Here is a 26,875-nt window from a genome sequence, read left to right as displayed (position 1 = left end):
CGTGAACAGTAACAAATAAACAAACAGAAAAGAGGAATAGAATAGTCATGGCTAGAAGAAAGATCGTAGCAGGCAACTGGAAAATGAACATGACGCCGTCGGAGGCAGTAGCTCTGGTAGAGCTTCTGAAGCCACTCGTTGTTTCGGAAGATGTAGACGTTGTATTCTGCGTACCGGCGATTGATATTATCCCGGTTGTAAAAGCGTGCGAGGGAACCAACATCGCAGTCGGCGCTGAAAATATGTATTTCGAGGAGAAAGGTGCTTACACCGGCGAGATTTCCCCGAATATGCTGACCGATGCAGGCGTTAAATACGTGATTATCGGACATTCCGAGCGCAGAGAATACTTTGCAGAGACCGATGAGACGGTCAATAAGAAGGTACTGAAAGCATTTGAGCACGGTCTGACCCCGATCATCTGCTGCGGCGAGACTCTGACCCAGAGAGAGCAGGGCATCACGCTTGACTGGATCCGTCAGCAGATCAAGATCGCATTCCAGAATGTGACCGCAGAGCAGGCAAAGACAGCTGTGATCGCATACGAGCCAATCTGGGCGATCGGTACCGGAAAGGTAGCGACCACCGAGCAGGCTGAGGAAGTGTGCGGCGCGATCCGTGCGTGCATCAAGGAAGTGTACGATGAGGCGACCGCAGAGGCGATCCGCATTCAGTACGGCGGTTCCGTATCTGCAGCATCGGCTCCGGAGCTGTTTGCACAGCCGGATATCGATGGCGGTCTGGTAGGCGGCGCATCCTTAAAGGCAGATTTTGGAAAGATTGTAAATTATAAATAAGAGATGAGCAAAAGGGGGCTGTCGCACGTGTGAGGCGTGGCAGTCCCCTTTTTGCCAGTAAAAAAAGAAGGTGAAGGTTTTGAACTGAAACAATCAAAATTGTTGGTTCATCCGGTTGTTTCAGAAAAAACGGTTCATTTCATGGAAGGAAAGGAAGAAGAAAGAGATGAAAAAAAAGCCAACCGTATTAATGATTCTCGATGGATACGGCATGAGAGATACCTGTGAGCACAATGCCGTGTGTGAGGCGAAGACACCGATCATGGATCAGCTGATGAGCCAGTGCCCGTTTGTGCGTGGCAATGCCAGCGGTCTGGCGGTCGGTCTGCCGGACGGACAGATGGGTAACTCGGAGGTTGGACATTTAAATATGGGTGCCGGACGTATCGTATACCAGGAGCTGACCCGTATCACGAAATCAATCGAGGATGGCGATTTCTTTGAAAATCCGGAATTTCTGGCAGCCGCAGACACCTGCAAGAAAAATGATTCCGCTCTGCATCTGTTCGGACTGGTATCAGACGGCGGCGTTCACAGCCATCTGACTCATTTATTCGGACTTCTGGAGTTTGCAAAACGTCAGGGACTAAAAAAAGTGTATGTGCACTGCTTCCTGGACGGACGCGATACACCGCCGACCTCCGGCAAGGAGTTTGTAGCAGAATTAGAGAAGAAGATGCAGCAGCTTGGCGTCGGCGAGGTGGCTTCCGTGATGGGACGCTACTATGCGATGGACCGTGATAAAAACTGGGATCGTGTCCAGAAGGCTTACAATGTGCTGACAAAGGCAGAGGGCGAGAAGGCAGAAAGTGCGTGTGCAGGCATTCAGGCATCCTATGATAAAGAGGTAAACGATGAGTTCGTCGTACCGTTCTATGTAGAGAAGGACGGAAAGCCGGTTGCCACGATTCAGGATGGCGATTCCGTCATTTTCTTCAACTTCCGTCCGGACCGTGCAAGAGAGATCACCCGCGCATTCTGCGATGAGGGATTTACCGGATTTGCGAGAGAGAAGAAGCTTGACCTGACGTTTGTATGCTTTACCGATTACGATGAGACGATCGGGAACAAGATGATTGCGTTCAAGAAGGAAGAGATTAAGAACACGTTTGGAGAGTTCCTGGCGGCGCACCATATGACGCAGGCACGTATCGCCGAGACCGAGAAATATGCACACGTAACATTTTTCTTCAACGGCGGCGTGGAAGAGCCGAACGAGGGCGAGGACCGCATTCTGGTTCCGTCTCCGAAGGAGGTTCCGACCTACGACCTGAAACCGGAGATGAGCGCACCGATCGTGTGCGATAAGCTGGTGGAGGCGATTGAGTCCGGCAAATATGATGTCATCATCATCAATTTTGCAAACCCGGATATGGTAGGCCACACGGGCGTGGAGTCGGCTGCGATCAAGGCGATTGAGACCGTCGATGCCTGCGTAGGACGTGCAGTTGAAGCCATCAAGGCAGCCGGAGGTGTTCTCTTTATCTGCGCCGATCACGGTAATGCAGAGGTGATGGTCGATGAGGCAACCGGCGAGCCGTGGACCGCTCATACGACCAATCAGGTACCGTTTGTCCTGGTCGGCGCTGACCCGGCGTACAAGCTGCGCGAGGGCGGACGCCTCTGCGATATTGTGCCGACGCTGATTGAACTGATGGGACTTGAGAAGCCGAAGGAGATGACGGGAGAGTCGCTGTTGGTGAAATAGGGAGAATTTTCGAATATATTAGGAAAGTATAAATATAACCGTCAATAAGAATCGGGAAAACTGCCATAAAGCAAGAAAAGATCATGAACAGAGAAATGGTCGGGGCTTGTTTTGTGGCAGTTTTTTGTTCACAGGTAGGAATTTTCTGAACTGAAAATCCCGTGAAAATCCCGTTACTTCTCTCTTCCATTTCATAAGAAAATAGGATAAAATAAAATTATCTATGTGAACCGCTCGGAGGCTGTTCCAGGGCAGACATTTTTAGAAAAGAAAGTGTTATGCGGAAAGGAAAATGGGATGGCAGCAGATTCACAGGGAAAACAGGAGGAAACAAGCATGAAGGTAGCGGTTGTTACAGACAGCAACAGCGGAATTACACAGGCACAGGCGAAAGAGATGGGCGTATATGTCCTGCCGATGCCGTTTATGATTGATGGAACCGAGTATCTGGAAGATATAAATTTGACACAGAAGGAATTTTACGAGCATCTGAGCGGGGATCACGATGTGAGCACATCCCAGCCGTCCCCGGAGACGATCTTAAATCTCTGGGAAAAACTTTTGGAGGAATACGATGCAGTTGTGCACATTCCGATGTCCAGCGGGCTTTCGAGCTCCTGCCAGACGGCAAAAATGCTGGCAGATGATTTCGACGGAAAAGTGCAGGTGGCGGATAATCACAGGATTTCCGTGACACAGCGCCGTTCGGTGCAGGATGCGCTTGACATGGCGGCAGCCGGCATGGACGCGGAGGCGATCTGCAAAAAGCTGGAAGAGACAGGTTTGGATTCAACTATTTATGTCACGGTTGACACATTAAAATACCTGAAAAAGGGCGGTAGAATCACACCAGCGGCAGCAGCGCTCGGAACACTTCTCCGTTTAAAACCGGTTCTGACGATACAGGGCGAGAAGCTGGACGCATTTGCGAAGGCGCGGACGATGAAACAGGCGCGTTCCATGATGATCACGGCGATCACCCGCGATCTGGAAAATCGGTTTGATGATATGACGGGAGAAAAAACGTATATTGATGTAGCGCATACAGACAATGATGAGATGGCGCAGGAGCTGGCAGCCGAGCTTCGGGAACTTTTCCCGGAGACGGAAGTCCGTGTAGAGCCGCTGTCCTTAAGTGTAGCCTGCCATATCGGACCGGGAGCGCTGGCGATTGCGGCAACGAAGAAGCTTGAAATCGGATCGTTGTTGTGAAAAACGCAGTTACAGAGCAGCATTTCGGGGTTACAGTTCACAGCCAATGTCAGGAAGTTAAGCAACCCAAGTAAGAGCGCGTGAATTGTAATCGTTCAGGACAGGAACATGAGAAGAATAGCAGAACATAAAAGAAAGATATGGAAAGCGATGGAGCACACGATCGGGATGAGAATCCCTCTGTTCCTCGCCTTTCTGATTCTGACGCTGGTTCCGCTTCTGGTACAGGTTCGTTTTACATCGGGGTATTTTTACCAGAGCCACGTGGAAGAACGGATGGCGGAAGCGCAGAACCGGTGTCTGATTTTAGCAAACAAGATACGCAGCAGTGATTATATCAATGTACTGCTGTCGGGAAATCCAAATCCGGCGCTGGATGCGGAACTTAGTACAACGGCGGATCTGATGAACGGAAGAATCGTGCTGGTGGACGACAGCTTTAAAATTTTGAAAGACACATTTGGTCTTTCCAGAGGGAAAACGCTGGTTGTATCGGATGTGTTAAAGGCATTTGACGGGGAAACTTCCAGCTATCTGAACCAGAAGAAAAAGTATTTCTATGTAGCGCAGCCGATTCAGGCAAAAAGCACGGATGCAGCGCCGATCGATTCGGATGTGGCAGCCGGAAATGGGAAAAATACGGCAGGCGTGCAGGGAGTCCTTCTTCTGATGGCGTCCACGGAAAATTCGGCGCTTTTGCAGGAGAAAATTGTGCAGAAGACGGGATTTTTGCAGCTCGTTATGTTCTGTTTTATTCTGATCGCAGATTTATTGGCGGCGGCTTGCTTGCTGAAACCATTCCGCCGCCTGCAGCAGCAGCTCGATATGGTGGCAGAGGGAAATCTGGATCAGGATATTGATGTAAAAACATATCGGGAGACGCGGGACATTTCGGAGGCAGTCATGCAGACCATCCGGAAACTAAAAAACCTGGATCGGTCGCGTCAGGAGTTTGTTTCCAACGTGTCGCATGAGCTGAAAACACCGCTGACTTCGATAAGAGTGCTGGCGGATTCTCTGATGGGGATGGAGAGCGCTCCGGCGGAGCTATATCAGGAGTTTATGCAGGATATTTCGGCGGAGATTGACCGCGAGGGCAAGATTATCGATGATCTGCTGACGTTAGTCAAAATGGATAAATCATCGCCGGATCTGAATATTGCCCAGACTTCGATCAATGGTCTTCTGGAACAGATTTTAAAACGTCTGACCCCGATCGCGAAGCGGCGGAACATTGAGATCACGTATGAGAGCAAGCGGGAAGTATCGGCGGATGTGGACGAGGTAAAATTGAGCCTGGCACTTTCGAACCTGGTGGAAAATGCCATCAAGTATAACCGCGAAGAGGGAAAAGTCTGGGTGACGCTGGATGCTGACCACAAGTTCTTTTATGTGAAGGTAGAGGATAATGGCGTGGGAATCCCGAAAGAATTCCAGGAGCGCGTATTTGAGCGTTTTTACCGTGTAGATAAGGCGCGCTCACGCGAGACAGGCGGTACCGGGCTGGGGCTTGCGATCACGAAGAATATTATTCTTCTTCATCAGGGCGCGATCCGCCTGAAGAGTGAAGAAGGCAAGGGAGCAACCTTTACGGTGCGGATTCCGTTGAATTATATTCCGTAGACAGCGTGGTTCTGGGCGGTTTAGAGGTTCGAGAGGGTTGCTGGTGCTGCGGTGTTCGAATATTTCGGTGTTTGAATGCTGCAGTGTTCGGATGTTTCAGTGTTTGAATGTTGCAGTATTTGAGGGTTGCAGTGTTCGAATGTGCGGTCAGGGCAATGTCTATTGTGAGATAGATTGCAAAATAACAACAGGAAATAATAAATGGAGAAAATAAGAAAAAAAAGCTCTGGAAAATGGGCAGGAAGCGTAAGTTTGTGGCTGATCCTTTGCCTGGCATGTCTGCTTCTTCTGAGCGGATGCCGAAAAAAAGAAGAGGTGCATCCGACGGCGGGTGAGGACGGCGTCTATCAGATTTATTATCTCAATTCGACGCGCACGGGGCTGGCGAGTGTTTCCTATCAGACGGAGACGGCGGACGCTGAGATCCTGATCGGGGAGCTGGCGGGGCAGATCCTTGCGGCACCGGAAAACCCGGAGTATCAGGCAGTTTTAAGCGATAAGGTTGAATTCCTGGATATTAACCGGGACAATAACGTGCTGACGCTGAATTTTAATCAGGAATATATGAATATGAAAGCGTCGCGGGAGATTCTGTGCCGGGCGGCGCTGGCAAAGACCTTTACACAGGTAGAGGGAGTCGATTATATCAGCATTAATTGCGAGGGACAGCCGCTTCTGGACACGCATGGCAACCCGGTGGGCGCGATCGCAGGAAGTGATTTTGTAGACAGTATTTCGGATGTCAATTCGTATGAAAAAGTAGAGCTGACCCTGTATTTTGCCAATGAAGAAAAAGATGGTCTGGTGGCAGAAAAACGGGAAGTATTTCACAGTATGAACACGTCGCTGGAACGCCTGGTAGTGGAACAGCTGCTGGCAGGTTCCCAGAATGGCGGGCTTTCAGTGATGCCGAAAAATACAAAGGTATTAAACGTATCACTGACAGATAATACCTGCTATGTCAACCTGGATAGCAGTTTTATTTCCGGGGATATCGATGTGGCGGAGTATATTCCGATTTACGCGATCGTTGATTCGCTGACAGAGCTTCAGACGGTAAATAAAGTACAGATCACGGTCAATGGCTCGGCAGATGTGACGTACCGGAATGTGATTTCGCTGGTGCAGCCTCTGGAGAGAGAGGAGAAGTATATTGTGAAGTAACTGTCAGACAGAATGTATATGCCATATTTGGAAGAGAGCAGCAATGGGATTTTGTTGATGTTTTGTAGAATACAGGAAAAGAGGAATTGAATATCAAACGACCGGTAATGTGGATGATGGTGGCTTTCGTACTTGGAGAGGTCGCAGCGTACCAGATGGGCATGACGGTGTGGTTTATAATTGCAGCAGCGTTTTTTTTGCTTGCAGTCATAAAAACAGCAGAAGGACGGGTAGATTCGGACTTTCAGACAGACGCAGAACGCGTCTGGAATTGGAAAGATCCGATGATGTGCCGTGTCTTTCTGCTGTTTTTCTGTTTCCTGGCAGGATGGGGACGGATGACGGTGGAAATGCGCCCGGATGCGCTGGAACGGATGGTAACGCAGAAGGGTGGTTCGGCAGAGGTGGCGATATCTGGAACACTGGATTCTATTTCGGAAAAAAATGGGTGGTGTACGATGATTTTGACGGGGGTGGAGGTAGAGGATGAAAGTGTAAGAAAGGTACTGATATCGTGTAAAAGCGATTTACTGGAGATGTGTGAAGAGAAAATTCTGCCACCCTGCGGAAGTCAGATTCATCTGACGGGAACTGCTGAATTTCTGGAAGAAGCGCGCAATCCGGGGCAGTTTTCGTATCGGATGTATTATCGGGGACTAGGAATCAGAAACCGGGTGACGGCGGATCGGATTTTTATTTCAGAAGGAAAAAGTTCCCCTCTCCGAAGTCAGGCAGAATGCTTCCGGGCGTACGCGACGGCTGTTTTTCAGGAAATCTGTGTTCCAGAAGATGCAGGGATTTTCCAGGCAATTTTGCTGGGGGATAAATCCGGGTTATCGGAAGAGCTGCGCGAACGGTTTCAGGATAATGGGATTGCACATATTTTGGCAGTCAGCGGTGTTAAGACTCTAAAGTTGGATATCCCCCTAGTGCTTGAAACCCGCATAAACTGGGGATTTGTACCACTGCATATCGCTATAATTTACATTCTAAAACTGTGCTTAGGCGAGGAAATTATTCCCCGTTGTCGTTTCCCTTGTTCAAGGGGGTATCTCATAAAATGTATAAATTGGCAAAAGAAGCAATCATTCAGCGTAAGTCAATCTTATCGCAAAAGTTAAAAAATCAGCAAAAGGAGAAGAAGCCTATGGCATATAAAAAATATAGAGAAATGAAAGTTTACGAAGCAAGCGGATACCAGTACAAGCGGACACCGAGTATTGTACTTAAAGGGCAGTGGCTGTCGGAGTTGGGATTTGACATCGGAGAGCAGATTGAAGTGAAGTGTGAGGATGGACGATTGATTATAACTAAAGCAAACGAAATATGGAGTGCCGAAGCCTGATGTAGCGTCTTGACCGACTTGGTTAAAGCTGCTAAAATTAATAATATTATGTATACTAAGGAAGTGATTAAGTGGCAAGGGGAAAAGTGATTAGTGTTTATCTCATTGATGGGGTAGCTAATGGGAAAATTAAAGCAACAATATCTAATTGGAATGGCATTGCTTACAAAATTCCAAGAAGGCTCTTGGACGAGTGCAAGGAGTTGGATGCATTTAAACAGAGCGGAGTTTACTTCCTTTTTGGTAACAATATGGTGTATGTAGGTCAAGCAGAAGTTAGAAAAAATGGGAAAGGGATACACCAGAGGATACTTGATCACGAGAATGATAAATACAAAGATTACTGGGATGAGGTTGTGATTTTTACAAGAAAAGATAACTCGCTCGGTCGTACAGACATTTCTTATTTGGAAAATCGTTTTTATAATAAAGCATTAGAAGCAGGACGATTTCATGTACAAAATGGAAATGAACCAACCATAGGAACAGTAACAGAAGAAAAAGAAAGTGAATTAGAAGAGTACATAGATCAGGCTGAACTAGTTTTAGGGGCATTGGGGTATAAGGTTTTTGAGCCTATGACAGCATCCGTATCTGTGCCCAAAGCTGAACAGGAGTATTTGGTTTCCAATAGGTCTGTTCCGGATTTGCCAGAAGGTGTTACTAAGGTAGGTGATTTTATATTACAATCGATGAGAAATTTGGAAGCCTCAGGATATGTTTTTTCTGATGAGCAAATGCAGATTCTATTGAATCCGACAGAATGTAATAAAAAAGAACTTTTTAATTTGCAGAATTCGAATGTGGCTTTCTTCAAATTATATAATCCGGACGAAGAAAGGCCACATTACCTTAATGGTATGCAGAGATATTACACACCCAAAAAGGTAGTACTTACATTTGGAAAATATAAGGTGTTACTGACAAAGGAATGGTATGAAAAATATGGGCATAGAGATTTGTTTATAAAATGGTATACAAGTTTAGTATAGCGTTGGTGGATGCATTAGCGTTATGCTGATAGTATATTTTGATGGCTGAGGTGATATTTATGGATTGTTTGACACCAGAGCAAAGACATAAAAACATGGTCAACATAAAGTCAAAGGATACATCAATAGAAGTTGTCCTGAGAAAAGCATTGTGGAAGAAAGGGATTAGGTATAGAAAGAATTATAAGTTATTACCGGGAACTCCGGATATTGCTATTACAAAATATAAAATTGCCATTTTTTGTGATAGCGAGTTCTTTCACGGCAAGGATTGGGAAGTTTTAAAGCCACGATTAGAAAAAGGAAAAAACGCTGAATTTTGGATAAAGAAAATTGGAAAAAATAGAGAACACGATGATGAGGTTAATAAAAAACTCTTATTTATGGGATGGACCGTTGTAAGATTTTGGGGAAACGATATAAAGAAAAAAACAGATGAATGCATTAAAGTAATTGAAGAAACGATTTTTGATATGTTGATTTGTGATGAAGAAATGCAAGACAGTTAAGCAATAACCGCCTTGCATTTTTTATGTCATATTAATAGCGTGAGAGATCGAGAGTATAGGTTCCAGGAATGCATACATGGGCAATGTCATCATCGAAGTCTTCCAATTTTCGAAGAAGTGGTCGATCATAGATGTTTTTTATGTTTGTGGCCGGATAACCATTTGTAGGTGAGTATTTTCGAATCAACCGAGGGCTTAGTCCTGGTGTTTGAGGAGTCATTGCGTCAAGTGCATCATATAAAGTATTTGGCATGTAGATTGCGATGAAGCCTCTCTGTTTATATTGTTTGACTCTATCAGGTGACCATTCACTTGGATCATCAAACAGGCCATACCCAACTACAGGAGCAGCGTTTTGTCCTGTTCCACTAACAATTAAACGCTCTTTAGCTTTGTAGCTTTTGACCGATACAAATAGGTTAAAAGGAGATCCCATAATAGCGAAATCTCCAATCCAATCCCAAGTTTTAGGAAGTGTATCGTATCTGTTTGGAGCACTTGCGTCAAGGGCTAATTTACAGATTAATTCCGTTACAGCTCCGGTGACTTTGACGTCCTCTTTGAGTCCGGCTGTGACTATATCGGTATGAACAGCATCACGTGCAGCCAAAATATCATATATATGATCATATTGGATTTGTGCAGATGCACCAGTAAAACCGCTTCTTCGTATAGTCTCATCAAAGATAAGCTGCGATTGAGAGATATCTTTACGAGTCTTATTCTGTACATCTCTTAAATCATTTATGAACGGCATATCAAAGCCTCCTTTGTTTTTGATATTACTATTGTAACAGTTTTGATGATGAATGTATAGAGCAGTCGATATTCTGGCTTGAAATTTGTGATTTTACCAGTTCCAATTTTGAATAAAATGTGATAAAATGAGGACAGATTGACCTATAAAAGAGACAAAGGAGATATTGAAATGAATACGTCCGAAGCAATAAAGGCGAAAAGAAAGAATTTGGGGCTTACGCAGAAAGATTTTGCCGATGCACTTGGAATGGGAAGAAACGGAGATAGAACATTACGCAGATGGGAAAATGGAGAATCCGCTCCGTCTGCATTAGAATATAAAACAATTTTGCAATTTGCAGAGAAAACACCGTTTGAAGTAAAGGATGAAATGCCGGAATTTAAATTTATTGATTTGTTCGCTGGAATAGGAGGAATAAGGATTCCTTTTCAGGAATTGGGTGGAAAATGTGTATTTACGTCAGAGTGGGATAAATTCGCACAAAAGACCTATAGGGTAAACTTTGGTGAAGAACCGGCAGGAGATATAACGCAAATAGATGCAAAAGATATTCCTGATTTTGATATTTTACTGGGTGGTTTCCCGTGTCAGCCTTTTTCACAAGCTGGATTGAAAAAAGGATTTTCTGATACTAGGGGAACTTTATTTTTTGAAATTGAAAGAATCTTAAAGGAAAAAAGACCGAAAGCCTTTTTGCTGGAGAATGTCAAGCAGCTCAAAGGGCATGATAAAGGGCGTACATTAAAAGTGATACTGGAACATTTGGATGCACTCAATTATTACGTCAACTACGAAGTACTCCGTGCTGGAGATTTTGGTGTTCCTCAGAATAGAGAAAGAATTTATATTGTTGGATTAAATAAAGAATACTATAATATTTCTGATGATTATGAGTTTAAGTTTCCAACACCTACTTATGAAAAAACAAGACTTGGCGATATATTGGAACATGATGTGGATGAAAAATACACGATAAGTGATGCATTATGGGAAGGACATCAACGAAGGAAAAAAGAACATAAGAAAAAAGGAAATGGATTTGGTTATTCATTATTTAACGAAGAATCAGAATATACAAATACTATTAGTGCACGATATTATAAGGATGGAAGCGAAATTTTAATTGATCAGGGATCAGATAAAAATCCAAGGAAACTCACTCCGAGAGAATGTGCCAGATTACAAGGCTTTCCTGAACAATTTATTATAACGGTTTCTGATACCCAGGCATATAAGCAATTTGGAAATTCCGTTGCGGTTCCGGTTATTCGTGCAGTAGCGAAAAGGATCAGAGAGGAAATGGGGTCTCTACCAGTAAAGGAGTGATTTAACGAATGGATGATAACAATACAATTTTGAAAGATTTAGGAGAACTTGTAGAAAATACAAAAAGCGCAGTTAAAGCTAAATTTAGTTATGAGGATGTTAGTCTGAGTGGGGGATTTAAGAAGGCTTTCGCAAAAAATATTGCTTCTGGTGGAAATACAATAGAGTATTTAAAAAGCACTGCTATTATTACTACCTCGGCTGGGTTGAAAATATACTTGCCTAATCAATGGTTTGTTCTTGCAACCTATCCGGTAGAATTGATAAAGGAAATCATAAAGTACCGAAATTACACTGAAAAGGTAATTGATAGTAATGTTAGTGTTTTCGTGGGAAGTAATGGAAAAGCTCTGGAAAAGAAAGAAATATACAAAAATTTGAAAAGCACAGATGGCATAGATTTTTCTGAAAAGTTCAAGCAAATTATGAAAGATTATCTGTTGGATTTGGGACAACAGGAGGATATTGCTAATCAAAATTGTGAATTGTTATATAAATTCGTATCAAACGATAAATGGTGGTTAGGTGGAAAAGGGATAGAGAGAACAAATGATTTCTATGTTTCGCCTATTTTAAGTGTATTAAATCTTGTTAATGCAAGTCAGTCGTATGTGGCAACCATTACCTATGCATATGTAAATGATGCAAATTTGTATGCAGAGTTGGAAACAATTACAGATGCTGATGAAGAAGGCAGTGACAGTTTCGAAGATGAATACCGTAGGGCTGCTAAGATAATCACAGATTATGTGTCAGAAACTGGATTTGAAATACCATGCAGCAGAAGTAATATTGAAACTGCTATAAGAGAGTTTCAGGAAAGATTCTCACCAGAAAAACTGGCAGCCATTGAAGATGAGAATCTCTTAACATCTTTATTTTATACAGTTGGGGATAATACAGAAGCACTATGCTGTTGGTTAGAGCATAATGCAGACTGCAGAGAATATTTCGGAAGCATTGCGGGTGGATCTGCATACAAATTTGGTTTGTTTCAGAAAAAGGATACAGGCGAGTGGATGACGGGAAGCCCGCAGAAACCAGAAGTGTTATCAGAAGAACAGGCTCTTGAAATCGGAAAGACAATAAGAGATGCCCTTGTTAAAGGTGTAGATATTATAAATAATGCCATCTTGGATAACCTGCCTGATTTTGAAAAGCTCGATGAAGATTTGAAACAGGGTGTAGGTGAACAATACTATAACCTGGCATGGTTTCATAAATATTTTTCACTTATCTGTCCAGAAAAATTAAGCGGTTTCCATTCAAACGACTGGCAGACACATGTACTCAGATGTTTAAGAATCAATCCAAGTGAAAAATATTATGCCCGAAGCGCACAGCTTGCGAAGATTGAAAACTATGCCGGAATGTATTATAGAGAATTCTTTGCTGTTGTTTTCGAAGAATTTGGTGGCATAAAACATTTTGTGAGAATTGGCACAAAAGATGATGAAAAAAATTATGTTGCGGAATGGCAGCAGAAATCTGTAGTTGGAATCGGATGGAGAGCTATCGGGTCACTTCAGGATTATGTTGCGGGTGATGGAATAGATAAGGATGCCATTACAGAAAAGATGATGGAAGAGTATTTCCACGATGATAAAAAGACAGCATCCAGAAAGGCCGGAGAACTGGCAAGATTCTATAAAACAAATGCAGATACTGTTTTTGTCGCTATGAATGGAGAAAAGCTGATAGCTTTTGTTGATGAAATTGGAGAATACTTCTATGACGCATCAACGGCTATGGCACATATGAAAGCTGGAAAGTGGCATAATAAATTTGCAGATGGAGATACCCTTCCGGATAAATCAGAAGGAAAACTTACATCCTGTTATCAGCTTACAAATAATGAAAATCTGATGTTTTTATATGAAAAATATTATTATGGGGAAGAAGCTGAATCAGAAGAATTAGATAATTCGGAAGCGGAGGAAACCTATATGCCGTTAATATTTAACACAGAAATAGAAACAAAATATGAAAGAAACCGTATTGTTTTTGGTGCTCCGGGTACTGGAAAGAGTTATGAACTTAAAGAGGATTGTGAGGACTTGTTGAAGGACACAAATGGTTCTTATGAGCGTGTTACATTCCATCCTGATTATTCATACTCGCAGTTTGTTGGTACATATAAGCCTGTCATGGGTGCAGATGAAAAAATTAGATACGATTTTGTGCCGGGACCGTTTATGCGTGTTTATGTAGAAGCACTTAAGAGCGGAAGAACTGAAAATCCTCAGCCACATCTTCTGCTTATTGAAGAGATAAACAGAGCAAAAGTGGCAGCAGTATTTGGCGATGTATTTCAGCTATTGGACAGGGATGATGACGGAGTCAGTGAATATGAAATCCAGGCATCAGAGGATATAAGAAAATATCTTGCAAAACAACTGGGTGGAACTCCTGACAATTATCAGAAGATCAGGATTCCTAATAATATGTTTATCTGGTCTACAATGAACAGTGCTGATCAGGGTGTATTTCCGATGGACACTGCGTTTAAGAGAAGATGGAACTTTGAGTATCTTGGAATTAATGAAAACGAAGAAAAGATTTCTGGAATGGGAAAAATTGAACTTGCTGGAAGCGATGAGCCAGTGGAATGGAATATCCTCCGCAGAGCAATTAATGCAAAAATGTCATCAGATCAGTTTAAGATTAATGAGGACAAGCTGATGGGACCATTCTTCCTTTCAAAGAAGGCAATTGCATCTGATGAGAATGGCATGATTGTAGATACAGACAAATTTGTGGCTGCATTTAAGAGCAAGGTAATTATGTATCTGTATGAAGATGCCGTTAAACAGGGCAAGCACAGATTCTTTGATGGATGTGACAACAGCAAATATTCATCGGTGTGTGATGCTTTTGATGAAATAGGAATGGGAATCTTCGGATCAAATTTCAAGGAAAACTTTTATGATAAACAAAAGGATGAGGTATAATGAAAGTTGTTTCACGGTATGTCAGGGAACAGAAGCGTTATACGAAAAATGACCTTAAAAGCAAGTTTTCCTTTGACGAAGACGGAGTAGAAAAATTTATAAAAAATCTCAAAGCCTATGGTGTCTTGAAGAGTGTAAAAAATACTGATGACCAGCTCGAAATGTCAGACCTTGTAGATGACGATGTGGAAATTACGGATGAAACGGCAGAGAGTGGTGACTGCCTGTATGTATTTACATATGTCGGAGTCATCACCTGTGGAAGCCGTGTCATAAAGGTTTATCCCAAATATCTGCTGTCAAAGAAAGACGATAATGTTCTGGATGAGATGAAACAGGTTGTTAAAGTACTTGAGCGTTACAGCCGTTCCGAAGAGCAGATTATCAATGTTTTCAATGGTGATGGAGAGAACAGAAGTTTTAATATACTTGCGGTTATCCTGTTCCTGATTAATGATTATTACGAATATGGCATCTATACGAACAGTGAGGATATCATAGAAGTAAATGGAGAGGGCGAAATCCTCTGGGGAAAAACCATTGATGAGAGCTTTGCCATGATCGAGGATAACCGTCCGTATTATATGGAACTCTATACGGAGAAATCTGTAGAAGATGACATGGATTATTTCAAACGTCTGCATGAGTGTGTGCTTACGGAATGTTCCAGACAGCTTCGTGATGCACAATTAGATGCTCTCTTTGATATGGATGTCATAGAGCTTTCCGAGGAAACACTGGCCGATTTTGGTGACAAGGAATATGTGTTAGAACGGATTATAAAGGAACTGAATCTTCAGTTTAATACGCACAGGCAGATTCTTCTCAAAACACTATATGCATATGTGTCCCAGGACAGAAAAATGCTTGATGAAAATGATGGTATCAGTATGTTTGGAACAACAGCATACCATGCTGTCTGGGAGAAAGCCTGTGCGGAAGTGTTTGACAATAAACTGAATACTACCCTTGCCCAGCTTAAGATGACTGTTCCGCTTGCAGAGAAATATAACAGCAAAACGATAAAGAGACAGAAGCTGATAGATATTATAGAAAAGCCTATATGGCAGGGAGAAGATACGGAAGCAAAGGCAGCAGATACACTTATTCCAGATTTGATCAGTATTCCATGCATAGACGGAAAGGACTGGTTCATAATATTTGATGCCAAGTATTATAATCTTCAGTTGGAAAAAGGAAAGTCCCTCAGGGGCAATCCGGGTGTCGGAGATGTAACAAAACAATATCTGTATCAGCTTGCCTATAAGGATTTTATTAATGCGCATGGCATTGCAGAAGTCAGGAACTGTTTCCTGATGCCAACGGAGAAAAAAGATATTGTAAAAAAAGGCTGTGCCAGAATGGCTATGCTTGAAGCACTCAATCTGAAAAACATACAAATCCGTCTGATTCCGGCGGCAGAGCTATATGATAATTATCTGACCGGAAATCATATGGATATTACACGATTGGAGTTGTAATAAAGGAGGGACGGAATTATGGTCGTTTGTCCAAAATGCAGATCAGACAGGACTGTACCAATATTATATGGTTATCCGTCCCATGAAGCTTTTGAAGCAGAAGAACGGGGAGAACTTATCCTGGGCGGATGTGAGATGATAGATGGAATGCCACACGAGGATTGTGGCTGCCTTGATTGCGGATACCGATGGTCAAAGGAACTGCTCCCAGCTACCCAGATTACAAAAATACGATATAAGGTTGTGGAGAATGGCCCGTGCACGATAGATTCCCAACAGTCGTGGGTATATGAAATATATCCTGATGGAAGGTGTAAAGAATATACATATCAAGGGCAGAATCGGAAATATCAGTTTAAGACGGAAGAAAAGGTATCTGAAAAGAAGGCATACAGACTTGCATGCTCCCTACAGAAAATCATAGGTGCTCCATTGTGGGAAAAGAACATTGTAGAAGGTCAAGTGTGCGATGGATGCAGTTATGAACTTCAGATAACTTATGTTGATAAACGGAAAGAAATAATAAATGGCGATGTTGCCGGAGGTACGTTTGATTCCATACTGGAGAAATTCGTCCGTAGTGTGTTTCAGGAATAATCCAATGGGCACGTAAATGAACTATTGACAACAGAACAGATGTTCGATATAATAACCTCAGGTTCGCTACCTGAGGTTATTAATGTTAAACAGAGACAAATTTGACACCAAGGTTAGGTCAGCCTGACTTTCCCTTAGCTGGCCTTCAATTATTATATGGAGGCGATAACGTGGTTACCAAACTGGAAGTGGGCGATAAAGCTTTTATTATAGAAAGCAATCGCATTGTCAGAGAAGTGATTGTTCTGAAAAGGAGCAGAGATTTTTTTACTGTCCGTTTTGTAGAAAATACATCAGGCGGTATACAACTTAGGGCAAGCAGACTTTTTTCTTCGAAGGAAGAAGCACAAAGTTGCTTACCTAAGAAACAAGTACAGAAGAGAACAGGATTTCGTTCTCCGTATGATTATCTATAGAGAAATGGGGGATAGCATATGGGAGAGCAGATTCTGAAAGTATCATGTCCATGCTGCAAAAACGGTAGATTGTTTGATGTGCTGCCTGATACAGAAGGCACTATACAAATCAAGTGTCCGTGCTGCAGAAAAATAATACAGATATCATTACATAATAAAAAGATTCGTACTGAGCGAATAGGTGCATGAAAATCATAGCAACCAATGCCTGACGAAGCAATGAGTTATATACTTTTGCTTTTGTCAGGCATTTTGCGTTTTATTCACACACAAATGCAAAGAAAAAAATAATTTGCATATATTGACAACAGATGCAAAAGGTACTATAATTTGCTCATAAATGTGAAAAAGGAGATGATTATCATGAATAATGAAGAATTTGAACTCTTATTACAAAAAGCATCTCTGGGATGCTGCTCAAAAGAAGATTTGTTGGATGCCAAGGAGAGACTTGAATCTGCAGTTGAGGATAAGAATGCGGAATGCGCCGATTTTGAACAAGTTTTACAGATGATGAGTTTTGAGGGAAAGGATAATACTAATCCTGACGAAGTAAAAAAAGCAATGGAGTCACATGGAGTTGCTGCTATATCAAGAGATGAAATAAAGGTATTGCAGGAACAGAGAAATCGTTTAGCATATTATCTTACAAATATAACGGGTGCATTAGATGAATTTAAAAATTTTAACAAGTACACATGCTTTAACAATATCCGTGCTTTATTAAAAGTAAATCCAGATGTAAAAATCGGAATGATAGAAAAGGAAGCAGGTGTCCGCTTGGGATATATGTCAAGACTGGAAAAACCGGATAATTCATCCGAACCAACATTGGAATTTGTGGCAACAGCAGCTAAGATGCTTGGAGTCAGCATTGACTTTTTGATATCAGCTAATATAGATGAGGTAACACCGACAGAAAAATATGTCCTGGAATTTATAAAGAAAATAGCTGATGATTCCAAATGTGGGAATTTGTACTGGCACAGAGAACCAAATCAGAAGCTGAATAATCCGACTGATTTATACTCTGAATTTGGTCCAGCACCACACCCATTGCAGAGTCCTGATGATGACAGCATGGATTGTAACGGAAATTATAGAGTAGCCAGTTTCTTTTCAAGGTTCTATCCTGAAAAAGCAATACAGGTAACTGGAAATGTATATCGGTCACGATTGGAAGATGCAGAAAGTGATATGTACATTCTTCCGTGTACAATTAATATGGATGCCGATTGCGTAGAAGGAGAGGCATGCTATGAAATTTATCTTGTAGCTCCTGATGAATCCGTAGTTCCGTTATGCAATACGATTATGGCGTGTGATCTGATTAAATCTGCCGTGAAAGATTTATACATGCAGATTGAGGTATTGGCATCTCACGTAAATATTGATAACAAGGCAAGGAGCGTTATTGATGCATATTTAAATAAAGATAAAAAGGTTCTCTCGAAGATATTTAAAGTACCAGAACCTTCAAGCGATGATGTTATACCTGATATAGATCTGCCATTTAAATAGGAGGTGGTGCGGATGCAGAGAATCGAAATCAGAAATATTAACAGCAGCAAACCTACAAAGCCAAGAATGTTTGATGCATTGATTGACGATGAAGGGAAGATATATTTTGAATCAAAAGTACATAAAAATCCGGAAAGGATAGCACTGACGGATGTTATGAAACAAATTAAAGAAGCACAGACAAGCTACTGAGCCCTGATCCATAATTTATGAGATACTACATGCCAGAGTTGTTACTGCAATCGAAAGATTGCGTAGCAGCTCTATTTTTTTGTCCTTTTTTGAGATTGTTTTTGAAACCGTGAGTTGTTTCTACATTACACAGATGGATGAAAATGCACGTCAGATTATGAAACATGAATGGCTATTTTAAATTTTGTATCAAGATAAATCGGTCAGAAATTATTAGGTTGGTTAAGCAGATTATTTTTTATGCTGCTGATAACAAATCGTTAATGATGAAAAAGTCCCCCTTATATATTCTCCATTCGCCTGATTATATTTTGCGAAATAAATGAAACGGCAAGGAGAATAAGTAAGTGAGGATAAAAAAATGAAGTTTCGGTGCTTCTGAAAAAATATTTGAAATTTATTTTTAATCGTGCAAAAAGTCTGCACCTTTAAAAATTATTCTTTAGTCACAAAGCAAGAGAACAGGAAGGAGGTGAGCGAGAGATGGCAAAGAAAAGCATGACGCCAAGCGAACGCAGGGAAGCGATTCTTAAGGTCCTCTGTCAGAGAAGACAGGACAAGATCGACAACCTGGCATTTGAATTTGGCGTTTCAGTCCGGACAATCAAAAACGATATCGAAGAGCTGTCTCTCGCTTACCCGATCGAAACAGTTCGTGGCAGATATGGTGGAGGTGTAAAAGTGGCAGACGGATATTATGTCGGTCGCAATTACCTGAAACCAAAACAGCAGGAACTGTTAAAGAAACTGCAGTCAACACTTCAGGGTGACGACCTTGAGGTAATGAACAGCATCCTCCGTGATTTTGCTTTGTAGAACATTATTGACGAGTACCCACGGCCATGAGAGCCGAATGTGAAAGGATGATTTTATTATGAAAAAGAAAATTTTTATCTGCAGCCCTTATCGGGGCAGAGTCGAGGAAAACAAAAAGAATGCAGTGAGCTACGCAAGGATCACTGCCATGTCAGGTGACGTTCCAATCGTACCACATCTCTATTTCCCATCATTCCTCGATGACAATATCCCAAACGAGAGAATGACAGGCATCGCAATGGGTCTTGAACTCATGGATATGTGCGATGAGGTGTATGTGTTCGGTTTCGACATCACGGAAGGCATGAAGTTTGAACTCGACCATGCAAAAGAAACAAGGAAGCCTGTAAGGCTTTATGATACAGATTTCAATCCCGTGAATGTCAGAACCATTCCTGTGGATGAACGTGCGGATGCCAGATACAAGGGCATCATCAGAAATCTGAAGGTGTTGAAGTAGGAGGTCCGCCATGTCAGCAGTCAATGTCCGTTACGGACTGTATCCGGGTGACCGCCTTATGGTCACTGCCGGAAAGAAAAAGAAGAGAGCAACTGTAGTAAAGGAGTACCCGTTCCATATTCTGATGGACTGGGGAAAGTACAAGTCCAGCGTAAACAAAATCGATGTGTATACAGGTGATGTGAAGCTGGCACGCATTTGAAAGGAGAGAACGCAATGAGTGAGGCGTTGTTATTGGTAGCCGAGGGCTACGAGCAGATTGCGGCAGGAATCAGAAAGATGATCGCAACAGAAACAGACACACCTAAAAAGGAAGAGAAGCCCGTGAAGAAGGCAGAAAAGAAGGAAGCACCCGTGGCAGATACACCGAAGGAAGAGCCGTCAGTTGACCGAAAGACGGTCCGTGCATTCCTTGCAGAAAAATCCAGATCCGGAAAGACATCAGAGGTAAAGAACCTGATTGAGCAGTTCGGATTCCAGAAGCTGTCAGATGTTCCTGATGATAAACTGCAGGAACTGTATGAGAAAGCGCAGGTGCTTTAATGGGCGGACACGCAAGGTTCTCTCCATCGTCCGGCAAAAGACGTCTGGAATGCCCTCCATCGTTACTGTTGGAGGAGCAGTTCCCGGATGAAGAATCATCCTTCACAGCAGAAGGGACTGCCGGACATGCGATGGCAGAGTATCTCATCAATAAGTATCTGAAGAAAAGGACAAAGAGACCCGTGTCCGATTATTACTCGGACGAGCTTCTGGAAGCAGTGGATGACTATGTGGAATATGACATCAGCCAGATTGAACAGGCAAGACAGGAGTGTCCGGATCCGTTCATAGGTGTGGAGCTTAAGGTCAGTCTTGCTGACAGGATCCCGGACTGTTTCGGAACGGCAGACATGGTAGTTGTTGATTCGCACAAGATCCATATTATTGACCTGAAACTCGGCAAGGGCGTGATGGTCGATGCGGAAAGAAATGTCCAGCTTATGATTTACGGACTGGGAGTTCTTGACATGCTCGGTTTCTTATATGAGATCGACACGGTGGAACTTACGATTGTCCAGCCAAGGCTCGACCATTTTTCCACATGGGAGATATCTGCAGAAGAACTTCTTACATGGGGAAAGGACGTGCTTGAGCCGGGAGCTGCAAAGGCACTTGCCGGAGAGGGCGAGTTCAAAGCCGGAGACCACTGCAGATTCTGCAAGGCAAGATTTACATGCCGTGCAAGGGCAGAGGAGTATCTGAAACTTGCCCAGATGGAATTTAAGCAGCCGGACCTTATGTCTGATGAAGAGATTGCAGAGGTGCTATCCAAGGCGGATGCACTGAAAAAATGGGCGGAGGAAGTTTACGCCTACGCACAGAATGAGGCAGTGGTCAACCATAAGGCATGGCCGGGATATAAGCTCGTTCTCGGAAAAAGCAACAGAAGATACACGGATGAAGATGATGTGGCTGAGGCAGCAGCGAAAGCCGGATACACGGATATCTTCAAAAAGAGCCTGATCGGCATTACCGAGATGGAAAGACTGATGGGCAAAAAGAAATTTAATGAAATCCTTGGCAAGTTTGTGTACAAGCCTGACGGCAAAGTAACACTGGTGCCGGATTCAGATAAAAGAGAAGCAGTTAAAACAGCAACCGCAGAAGCGGATTTTAAGGAGGACTAAGACTATGACAACAGCAAACTTAACTAAAGTAATCGTACCTTGCAGACTGAGCTACGCACACCTGTGGGAGCCGGATTCCATCAATGGAAGCGAACCGAAGTATTCCGTATCCTGCATCATCGATAAGGATGATAAGGAGACCATTGCCAAGATCAAAAAGGCAATCGAGGTGGCAAAGGATGAAGGAAAGGGCAAGTGGGGCGGCAAGATCCCGGCAAACCTGAAACTTCCGCTCAGAGACGGTGACATCGACAGACCTGAAGACGAAGCGTACCAGAACAGTATGTTCCTGAATGCCAATTCAAAACAGGCCCCTCAGATCGTGGACAGACAGGTGCAGCCGATCCTTGACCAGAGCGAGGTATATTCAGGCTGTTACGGAAGGGTATCCATTACATTTTATGCCTACAATTCCAACGGCAACAAAGGCGTGGCAGCAGGACTCGGCAATGTTCAGAAGTTAAAGGACGGAGAGCCTCTCGGTTCCAGAGCCAATGCCAAGGATGAGTTCGAGGCAGTGGATGCAGAGGACGATTTCCTTTCATAGGAGTGAACCAGTAAACCATAGGAAGGGCGGTGGCATACACCGCCCGGATACATAAAGGAGATGCCATGAAGGAACTGATGAAAGAGCTAAACAGCATAAAAAAATATATTCCATATAATACGTTCCGCACCATCAAGGGACAGATAAAGTCCGGCAACGTGGATGCTGCGAGAACGGGGATCAACAGAATAAAGAAGAAAGCGGAGGGACAGGCTTATGGACACACTTGCAATTGACATTGAAACCTACTCGGATGTATCACTCCCGGACTGCGGGGTACATAGATATGCTGCATCGGAGCAGTTTGAGATCCTTTTATTTGCATACAGTCTGAACGATGAGCCGACCAAGATCATTGACCTTGCATCCGGGGAGAAAATGCCGGATGAGATTATGAAGCTGCTTACGGATGATTCCGTGATAAAGACTGCCTATAATGCAGCATTCGAGCGTAACTGTATCAACCGTTACTTTGGTCTTTCCTTAAAGCCGGAAGGGTGGAGATGTACACTCGTTCAGGCATCCATGCTGTCGCTTCCGCTGTCACTGGAAGGCGTGGGAGAAGCACTGAACCTTGATAAGAAAAAGATGTCGGAAGGAAAGGAACTGATCCGGTTCTTCTGTATGCCGTGCAAGCCGTCCAAGTCAAACGGCGGCAGGACAAGAAACCTTCCATCTGATGAGCCGGAGAAGTGGGAGCTGTTCAAGACCTACTGTATCCGTGACGTGGATGTGGAAAAGCAGATCAGGAATAAGCTCTCGAAGTTTCCCATACCGGACAGGGAGCAGGAACTGTACTGCATGGACCAGAGGATAAATGACAGGGGCATCATGGTGGATCCGGAACTTATCACACATGCAGTGGCCTGTGACCTTCTGTATAAGGAAACGGCAACAAAGAAGGCATATGAAATATCAGGACTTGAGAATCCGAACAGCGTGGCACAGCTTAAGGGATGGCTTGCACGAAAAGGCATCGAGATCGATTCCCTTGCAAAGGCAGCCGTGGAGGAACTGGTGGAAAACACGGACGGTGATGTAGCGGAAATGATGAAGCTGCGTCTTGCCCTGTCAAAAACGTCAGTCAAAAAGTATGAAGCTATGGAACGTTCCGTCTGTCCGGACGGAAGGGTGCATGGATTACTGCAGTTTTACGGGGCCAACCGTACAGGAAGGTGGGCCGGCAGACTGGTGCAGATCCATAACCTTCCCCAGAACCATATGGAAGACCTCGAACTTGCACGCTCCATCGTAAAGGAAGGCAGATATGACCTTGCGGAGCTTTTGTATGATTCCATACCGGATGTGCTTTCGGAACTGATCCGTACCGCATTTGTGGCAAAGCCGGGATGCAGATTCATCGTCAGCGATTTTTCCGCAATCGAGGCAAGGGTCATGGGCTATCTTGCCGGAGAGGGATGGGTCATGGAAGAGTTCCGTGGTGCCGGAAAGATCTATGAGCAGACGGCATCGAAGATGTTCCATATCCCGATAGAGGAGATCACGAAAGGAAGCCCGTACCGTGCAAGGGGAAAGGTGGCATCGCTTGCCTGTCAGTATGGCGGTGCGGAAGGTGCGCTTATCAGCATGGGAGCACTGAACTTTGTGGAAGAGGATGAACTGAAAGGCCTGGTGCAGTCATGGCGGACAGCAAACCCGCACATCGTAAATTACTGGTATGAGATTGACGGTGCGGTAAAGGCTGCCGTGAAGGAACGGAAGATGACCACGGTCGGAAGGGTGACGGTATATTACCAGTCCGGGATGTTAAAGATCGCACTGCCGTCAGGAAGGGTGCTGTCATATGTAAGGCCGAGGATGACCGTGAACCGTTTCGGCTCGGAAAGCGTCAGCTATGAAGGTGTCGGTACGAACCGCAAATGGACAAGGATAGAATCCTACGGTGCAAAATTCTGTGAGAACATCGTTCAGGCAACCGCAAGGGATGTGCTGGCAGAAGCAATGCTCAGGCTGGAAAAGAAAGGCTTTGACATCGTGTGCCATATCCATGATGAAGTGGTGCTTGAAGTGCCGGAAGGAACATCCTCGGTGGAAGAAGTAAATGAGATCATGGCGGTATGCCCTGACTGGTGTGAGGGACTTCCGCTTAAGGCAGCCGGATTTGAAAGTCCGTTTTACAAGAAAGATTAGGAGGTGCTGCATGGGAGGACGCAATACGGAAGGTTATCCTGACCCGACTGCAAATACTGCGGTCGGAAGGGTGGCAAAGGAAGAAAAGAAAAAAAAGAAGGAGGCAGGAAAAGATGTTCGTATCAATCGGAAACTCAAGAATGGACAAAAAGTTTAACTGCACGGATATGACCTATGAAGATTTTGTCAGCCGTCTGTCCAAGACAAAATATACTGCAGAAACAATGGAGCAGTACAGGAAGATGCCGAAGGGACAGCAGGACAGTATCAAGGATGTCGGAGGCTTTGTTCTTGGAAAGCTGAAGGGCGGACGGAGAAAGAAAGAATGCGTGATAACCAGATCCGCCATCACGCTTGACATGGATTACGGGACACAGGGCATCATTGATGAACTGGAAATGTTCTTTGACATGAAGATGGTGGTGTATTCCACCCATAAGCATACACCGGAAAAGCCGAGACTGCGTATCATCATATTCCTGACAAGGGATGTGACTCCTGATGAATATGGTGCGGTAAGCCGTATGCTTGCATCGGATATCGGCATTGAACTTTTCGATGATTCCACCTATGAGCCTTCCAGACTCATGTACTGGCCGAGCACTTCAAGTGACGGGGAGTATGTGTTTCAGGAGATCGATGGGGCAGAAGTGGATCCGGATGAAGTGCTGGCACGTTATAAGGACTGGCATGATGTATCGGCATGGCCGGTAAGCAACCGTCAGGCATCCGTGGTACAGAGGGATATAAAGAAACAGGCAGATCCGCTTTCCAAGGACGGACTGATCGGGGCATTCAACCGGACATATACGGTGACACAGGCCATCGATAAGTTCATCCCGGATGTGTACAGGCATTCGAGGGCAATCCTCGGAAGATATGATTATATCCCGGCAGACTCGGCAGCCGGAGTCGTTGTCTATGATGACCTGTTTGTATACAGCCATCATGCTACAGACCCGTGCTGCGGAAAGCTGATGAATGCGTTTGATGTGGTAAGGCTTCATAAATTCGGTGACAAGGATGCAAGGGCAGCCGAAGGGACAGAACCCGGAAAACTCCCGTCCTTTAAAGCCATGCAGGATTTTGTATCTGCAGATGAAGAAGTAAAGAACACGCTTGCCAAAGAAAGACAGGAGCTGGCAGTACAGGAATTTTCCGCGGAGCCGGATGAGGACTGGCAGAACAAGCTGGCACTCGACCGCAGGGGAAACATCAAGGATACACTGCAGAACATCGCACTGATCATCCGCAATGATGAGAACTTCAAAAATATCGTATACAACGAGTTCAAGGATACCATTGATGTCATCGGTCCGCTTCCTTGGAAACAGGTAAAGCCGGGATGGAATGACTCAGACCTTGCCAATGCAAAGGTGTATTTCGAGAGGGTGTACGGGATCTGGTCACCGACCAAGTTCAAGGATGCACTGCTTGCAGTAGTGTCTTCCGACAGGCTTTATCATCCGATCAAGGATTATTTTGCCACACTTAACTGGGACGGACAGGAGCGTATCGACACACTGCTCATCGACTACTTTGGTGCAGAAGATACACCTTACACGAGGGCGGTCATCCGTAAGACACTGGTGGCTGCGGTAGCACGTATTTATAAGCCGGGAGTGAAGTTTGACTCCATCCTCGTGCTGAACGGTCCGCAGGGAATGGGAAAATCAACCTTCTTTTCCATACTCGGAAAGCAGTGGTTTTCGGATTCCTTATCCATTTCGGATATGAGGGATAAGACTGCTGCCGAGAAGCTGCTCGGCAACTGGATCCTCGAAATCAGTGAGATGAACGGTATCCGCAAGACCGAGGTCGAGGTAGTGAAGTCCTTTGTCACCCGTCAGGATGATAAGTTCCGTCAGGCATACGGTGTAAATGTGGAGTCCCACCCAAGAAAATGCATCATTGTGGGAAGCACCAACTCTGAGGGCGGATTCTTACGTGACGTGACCGGAAACAGAAGATTCTGGCCGGTGCATGTGCCGGGAACGGGAAAACACCATCCGTGGCAGCTTGACTGTGTCGACCAGATCTGGGCGGAGGCAATCCATCTGTATAAGGAAGGTGAGGAGCTGTTCTTAAAAGGTGCGGAGGCAGAAGAAGCCTATAAGATGCAGCAGGAGGCAATGGAGTCGGATGACCGTGAAGGCATCGTGCAGGATTATCTTGACAGGCTTCTGCCGGATAACTGGGCATCAATGGACATCTACCAGAGAAGGGCATTCCTCGGAGGCAGTGAGTTTGAAACCGTAGGTGTAAAGGGAACGGTCGTGCGTGAGCGTGTCTGCATCATGGAGATATGGGTGGAGTGCTTCGGCAAGGAACGCCAGAACTTAAAGAAGGCGGATTCTTATGAGATCGAAGGCATCTTAAACAAGATCGGGGGATGGAAGAAGTATGATTCCAACACCACCGGAAAGACCAAAGTCCCCCTTTACGGAGTGCAGAAGACTTTTGTGAGAATGGATGAGAAACCACAGGAAACCCGTTAGGCGGTTTCCGAGGTTTCCCAAATGCAGATGGGCAACGGTAGTTGGAAACCGTGCTGACACCTTGGAAAATAAGGGTCTGCGGTCTGTAGTTTCCCAGTTTCCCATTAAATCCAGTTGAGAATTAAAAATAGAGATAGAA

At 44.1% G+C, this 26,875-nt stretch carries 27 protein-coding genes; 26 read left to right on the top strand and 1 reads right to left on the bottom strand.

The window, feature by feature from the left end:
* Positions 1–47: 47 nt before the first annotated feature.
* The 9 genes from tpiA (at position 48) to DWV73_RS04150 (ending at position 9,350) form a co-directional block, all read left to right on the top strand.
* Positions 48–797 carry a triose-phosphate isomerase gene (gene tpiA / locus DWV73_RS04190; RefSeq protein WP_022359187.1) on the top strand — a complete coding sequence of 250 codons (750 nt, stop codon included), beginning with the start codon at positions 48–50 and terminating at the stop codon, positions 795–797.
* Between the two features lie 166 nt (positions 798–963).
* Complete coding sequence (gene gpmI / locus DWV73_RS04185) at positions 964–2,505, top strand: 2,3-bisphosphoglycerate-independent phosphoglycerate mutase (RefSeq protein WP_107001069.1); 1,542 nt, start codon at positions 964–966, stop codon at positions 2,503–2,505.
* A gap of 336 nt (positions 2,506–2,841) precedes the next feature.
* On the top strand, positions 2,842–3,717 hold the full coding sequence (locus DWV73_RS04180) for a DegV family protein (protein ID WP_107001290.1): 876 nt from the start codon (positions 2,842–2,844) through the stop codon (positions 3,715–3,717).
* Positions 3,718–3,825: 108 nt separating this feature from the next.
* A complete protein-coding gene (locus tag DWV73_RS04175) occupies positions 3,826–5,340 on the top strand; it encodes an ATP-binding protein (RefSeq protein WP_117795941.1) in 1,515 nt (504 codons plus the stop codon).
* Between the two features lie 201 nt (positions 5,341–5,541).
* Complete coding sequence (locus DWV73_RS04170) at positions 5,542–6,504, top strand: GerMN domain-containing protein (RefSeq protein WP_117795940.1); 963 nt, start codon at positions 5,542–5,544, stop codon at positions 6,502–6,504.
* Between the two features lie 86 nt (positions 6,505–6,590).
* Positions 6,591–7,625 (top strand): ComEC/Rec2 family competence protein, encoded by a 1,035-nt coding sequence (locus tag DWV73_RS04165; RefSeq protein WP_147341927.1) that lies wholly within the window; start codon positions 6,591–6,593, stop codon positions 7,623–7,625.
* A gap of 50 nt (positions 7,626–7,675) precedes the next feature.
* Positions 7,676–7,849, top strand: a complete 174-nt coding sequence (locus tag DWV73_RS04160) for a SymE family type I addiction module toxin (protein WP_242995736.1) — start codon at positions 7,676–7,678, stop codon at positions 7,847–7,849.
* A gap of 71 nt (positions 7,850–7,920) precedes the next feature.
* Positions 7,921–8,841: a GIY-YIG nuclease family protein gene (locus DWV73_RS04155; RefSeq protein ID WP_117780827.1), complete on the top strand. Its 921-nt coding sequence runs from the start codon at positions 7,921–7,923 to the stop codon at positions 8,839–8,841.
* A 59-nt stretch (positions 8,842–8,900) separates the two neighbouring features.
* Complete coding sequence (locus DWV73_RS04150; RefSeq protein ID WP_117780828.1) at positions 8,901–9,350, top strand: very short patch repair endonuclease; 450 nt, start codon at positions 8,901–8,903, stop codon at positions 9,348–9,350.
* 31 nt (positions 9,351–9,381) lie between these two features.
* Here DWV73_RS04150 and DWV73_RS04145 read toward each other — a convergent pair whose 3' ends face one another.
* Positions 9,382–10,107, bottom strand: a complete 726-nt coding sequence (locus tag DWV73_RS04145) for a hypothetical protein (RefSeq protein WP_117780829.1) — start codon at positions 10,105–10,107, stop codon at positions 9,382–9,384.
* Between the two features lie 138 nt (positions 10,108–10,245).
* Between DWV73_RS04145 and dcm the strand changes: the two genes are divergently transcribed.
* The 17 genes from dcm (at position 10,246) to DWV73_RS04070 (ending at position 26,736) form a co-directional block, all read left to right on the top strand.
* Entirely contained in the window at positions 10,246–11,436 is a 1,191-nt protein-coding gene (dcm, locus tag DWV73_RS04140; RefSeq protein WP_242995416.1) for a DNA (cytosine-5-)-methyltransferase, read from the top strand.
* An 8-nt stretch (positions 11,437–11,444) separates the two neighbouring features.
* Positions 11,445–14,387, top strand: a complete 2,943-nt coding sequence (locus tag DWV73_RS04135) for an AAA family ATPase (RefSeq protein WP_242995735.1) — start codon at positions 11,445–11,447, stop codon at positions 14,385–14,387.
* Positions 14,387–15,868 (top strand): LlaJI family restriction endonuclease, encoded by a 1,482-nt coding sequence (locus tag DWV73_RS04130; RefSeq protein ID WP_117795938.1) that lies wholly within the window; start codon positions 14,387–14,389, stop codon positions 15,866–15,868. Before DWV73_RS04135 ends, DWV73_RS04130 begins: the two co-directional genes overlap by 1 nt.
* Before the next feature lie 18 nt (positions 15,869–15,886).
* Positions 15,887–16,465 carry a hypothetical protein gene (locus DWV73_RS04125; RefSeq protein WP_117795937.1) on the top strand — a complete coding sequence of 193 codons (579 nt, stop codon included), beginning with the start codon at positions 15,887–15,889 and terminating at the stop codon, positions 16,463–16,465.
* A 170-nt stretch (positions 16,466–16,635) separates the two neighbouring features.
* The gene (locus DWV73_RS04120; protein WP_233447377.1) at positions 16,636–16,881 is read left to right on the top strand and encodes a hypothetical protein; all 246 of its coding nucleotides are present in this window, start codon (positions 16,636–16,638) and stop codon (positions 16,879–16,881) included.
* 363 nt (positions 16,882–17,244) lie between these two features.
* On the top strand, positions 17,245–18,402 hold the full coding sequence (locus DWV73_RS04115; RefSeq protein ID WP_117781571.1) for a hypothetical protein: 1,158 nt from the start codon (positions 17,245–17,247) through the stop codon (positions 18,400–18,402).
* Positions 18,403–18,414: 12 nt separating this feature from the next.
* A complete protein-coding gene (locus tag DWV73_RS04110) occupies positions 18,415–18,594 on the top strand; it encodes a hypothetical protein (protein WP_117781572.1) in 180 nt (59 codons plus the stop codon).
* Positions 18,595–19,077: 483 nt separating this feature from the next.
* Positions 19,078–19,410: an HTH domain-containing protein gene (locus DWV73_RS04105; RefSeq protein WP_021943358.1), complete on the top strand. Its 333-nt coding sequence runs from the start codon at positions 19,078–19,080 to the stop codon at positions 19,408–19,410.
* Positions 19,411–19,468: 58 nt separating this feature from the next.
* Positions 19,469–19,870 (top strand): DUF4406 domain-containing protein, encoded by a 402-nt coding sequence (locus DWV73_RS04100; RefSeq protein ID WP_117717887.1) that lies wholly within the window; start codon positions 19,469–19,471, stop codon positions 19,868–19,870.
* A gap of 10 nt (positions 19,871–19,880) precedes the next feature.
* Positions 19,881–20,072, top strand: coding sequence for a hypothetical protein (locus DWV73_RS04095; protein ID WP_117781573.1), 192 nt, complete (start codon positions 19,881–19,883; stop codon positions 20,070–20,072).
* Positions 20,073–20,086: 14 nt separating this feature from the next.
* Positions 20,087–20,413 (top strand): hypothetical protein, encoded by a 327-nt coding sequence (locus tag DWV73_RS04090; RefSeq protein WP_242995734.1) that lies wholly within the window; start codon positions 20,087–20,089, stop codon positions 20,411–20,413.
* Positions 20,413–21,540 (top strand): DUF2800 domain-containing protein, encoded by a 1,128-nt coding sequence (locus DWV73_RS04085; protein WP_117781575.1) that lies wholly within the window; start codon positions 20,413–20,415, stop codon positions 21,538–21,540. The genes DWV73_RS04090 and DWV73_RS04085 overlap by 1 nt, the downstream gene beginning before the upstream one ends.
* A 4-nt stretch (positions 21,541–21,544) precedes the next feature.
* Positions 21,545–22,087 carry a DUF2815 family protein gene (locus DWV73_RS04080; RefSeq protein ID WP_117781576.1) on the top strand — a complete coding sequence of 181 codons (543 nt, stop codon included), beginning with the start codon at positions 21,545–21,547 and terminating at the stop codon, positions 22,085–22,087.
* A 65-nt stretch (positions 22,088–22,152) separates the two neighbouring features.
* Positions 22,153–22,323, top strand: a complete 171-nt coding sequence (locus DWV73_RS12730; RefSeq protein WP_181972374.1) for a hypothetical protein — start codon at positions 22,153–22,155, stop codon at positions 22,321–22,323.
* The gene (locus DWV73_RS04075; RefSeq protein ID WP_117795935.1) at positions 22,304–24,238 is read left to right on the top strand and encodes a DNA polymerase; all 1,935 of its coding nucleotides are present in this window, start codon (positions 22,304–22,306) and stop codon (positions 24,236–24,238) included. Before DWV73_RS12730 ends, DWV73_RS04075 begins: the two co-directional genes overlap by 20 nt.
* Before the next feature lie 10 nt (positions 24,239–24,248).
* A complete protein-coding gene (locus tag DWV73_RS12725) occupies positions 24,249–24,395 on the top strand; it encodes a hypothetical protein (RefSeq protein ID WP_181972373.1) in 147 nt (48 codons plus the stop codon).
* Complete coding sequence (locus tag DWV73_RS04070) at positions 24,352–26,736, top strand: virulence-associated E family protein (RefSeq protein ID WP_207661042.1); 2,385 nt, start codon at positions 24,352–24,354, stop codon at positions 26,734–26,736. The genes DWV73_RS12725 and DWV73_RS04070 overlap by 44 nt, the downstream gene beginning before the upstream one ends.
* Positions 26,737–26,875 lie beyond the last annotated feature (139 nt).

Origin of the sequence: Clostridium sp. AF12-41 (assembly GCF_003461685.1) — a bacterium.
Classification (GTDB): Bacteria; Bacillota; Clostridia; order Lachnospirales; family Lachnospiraceae; genus Otoolea; species Otoolea fessa.
This window is presented reverse-complemented; position numbering and strand designations above follow the sequence as displayed.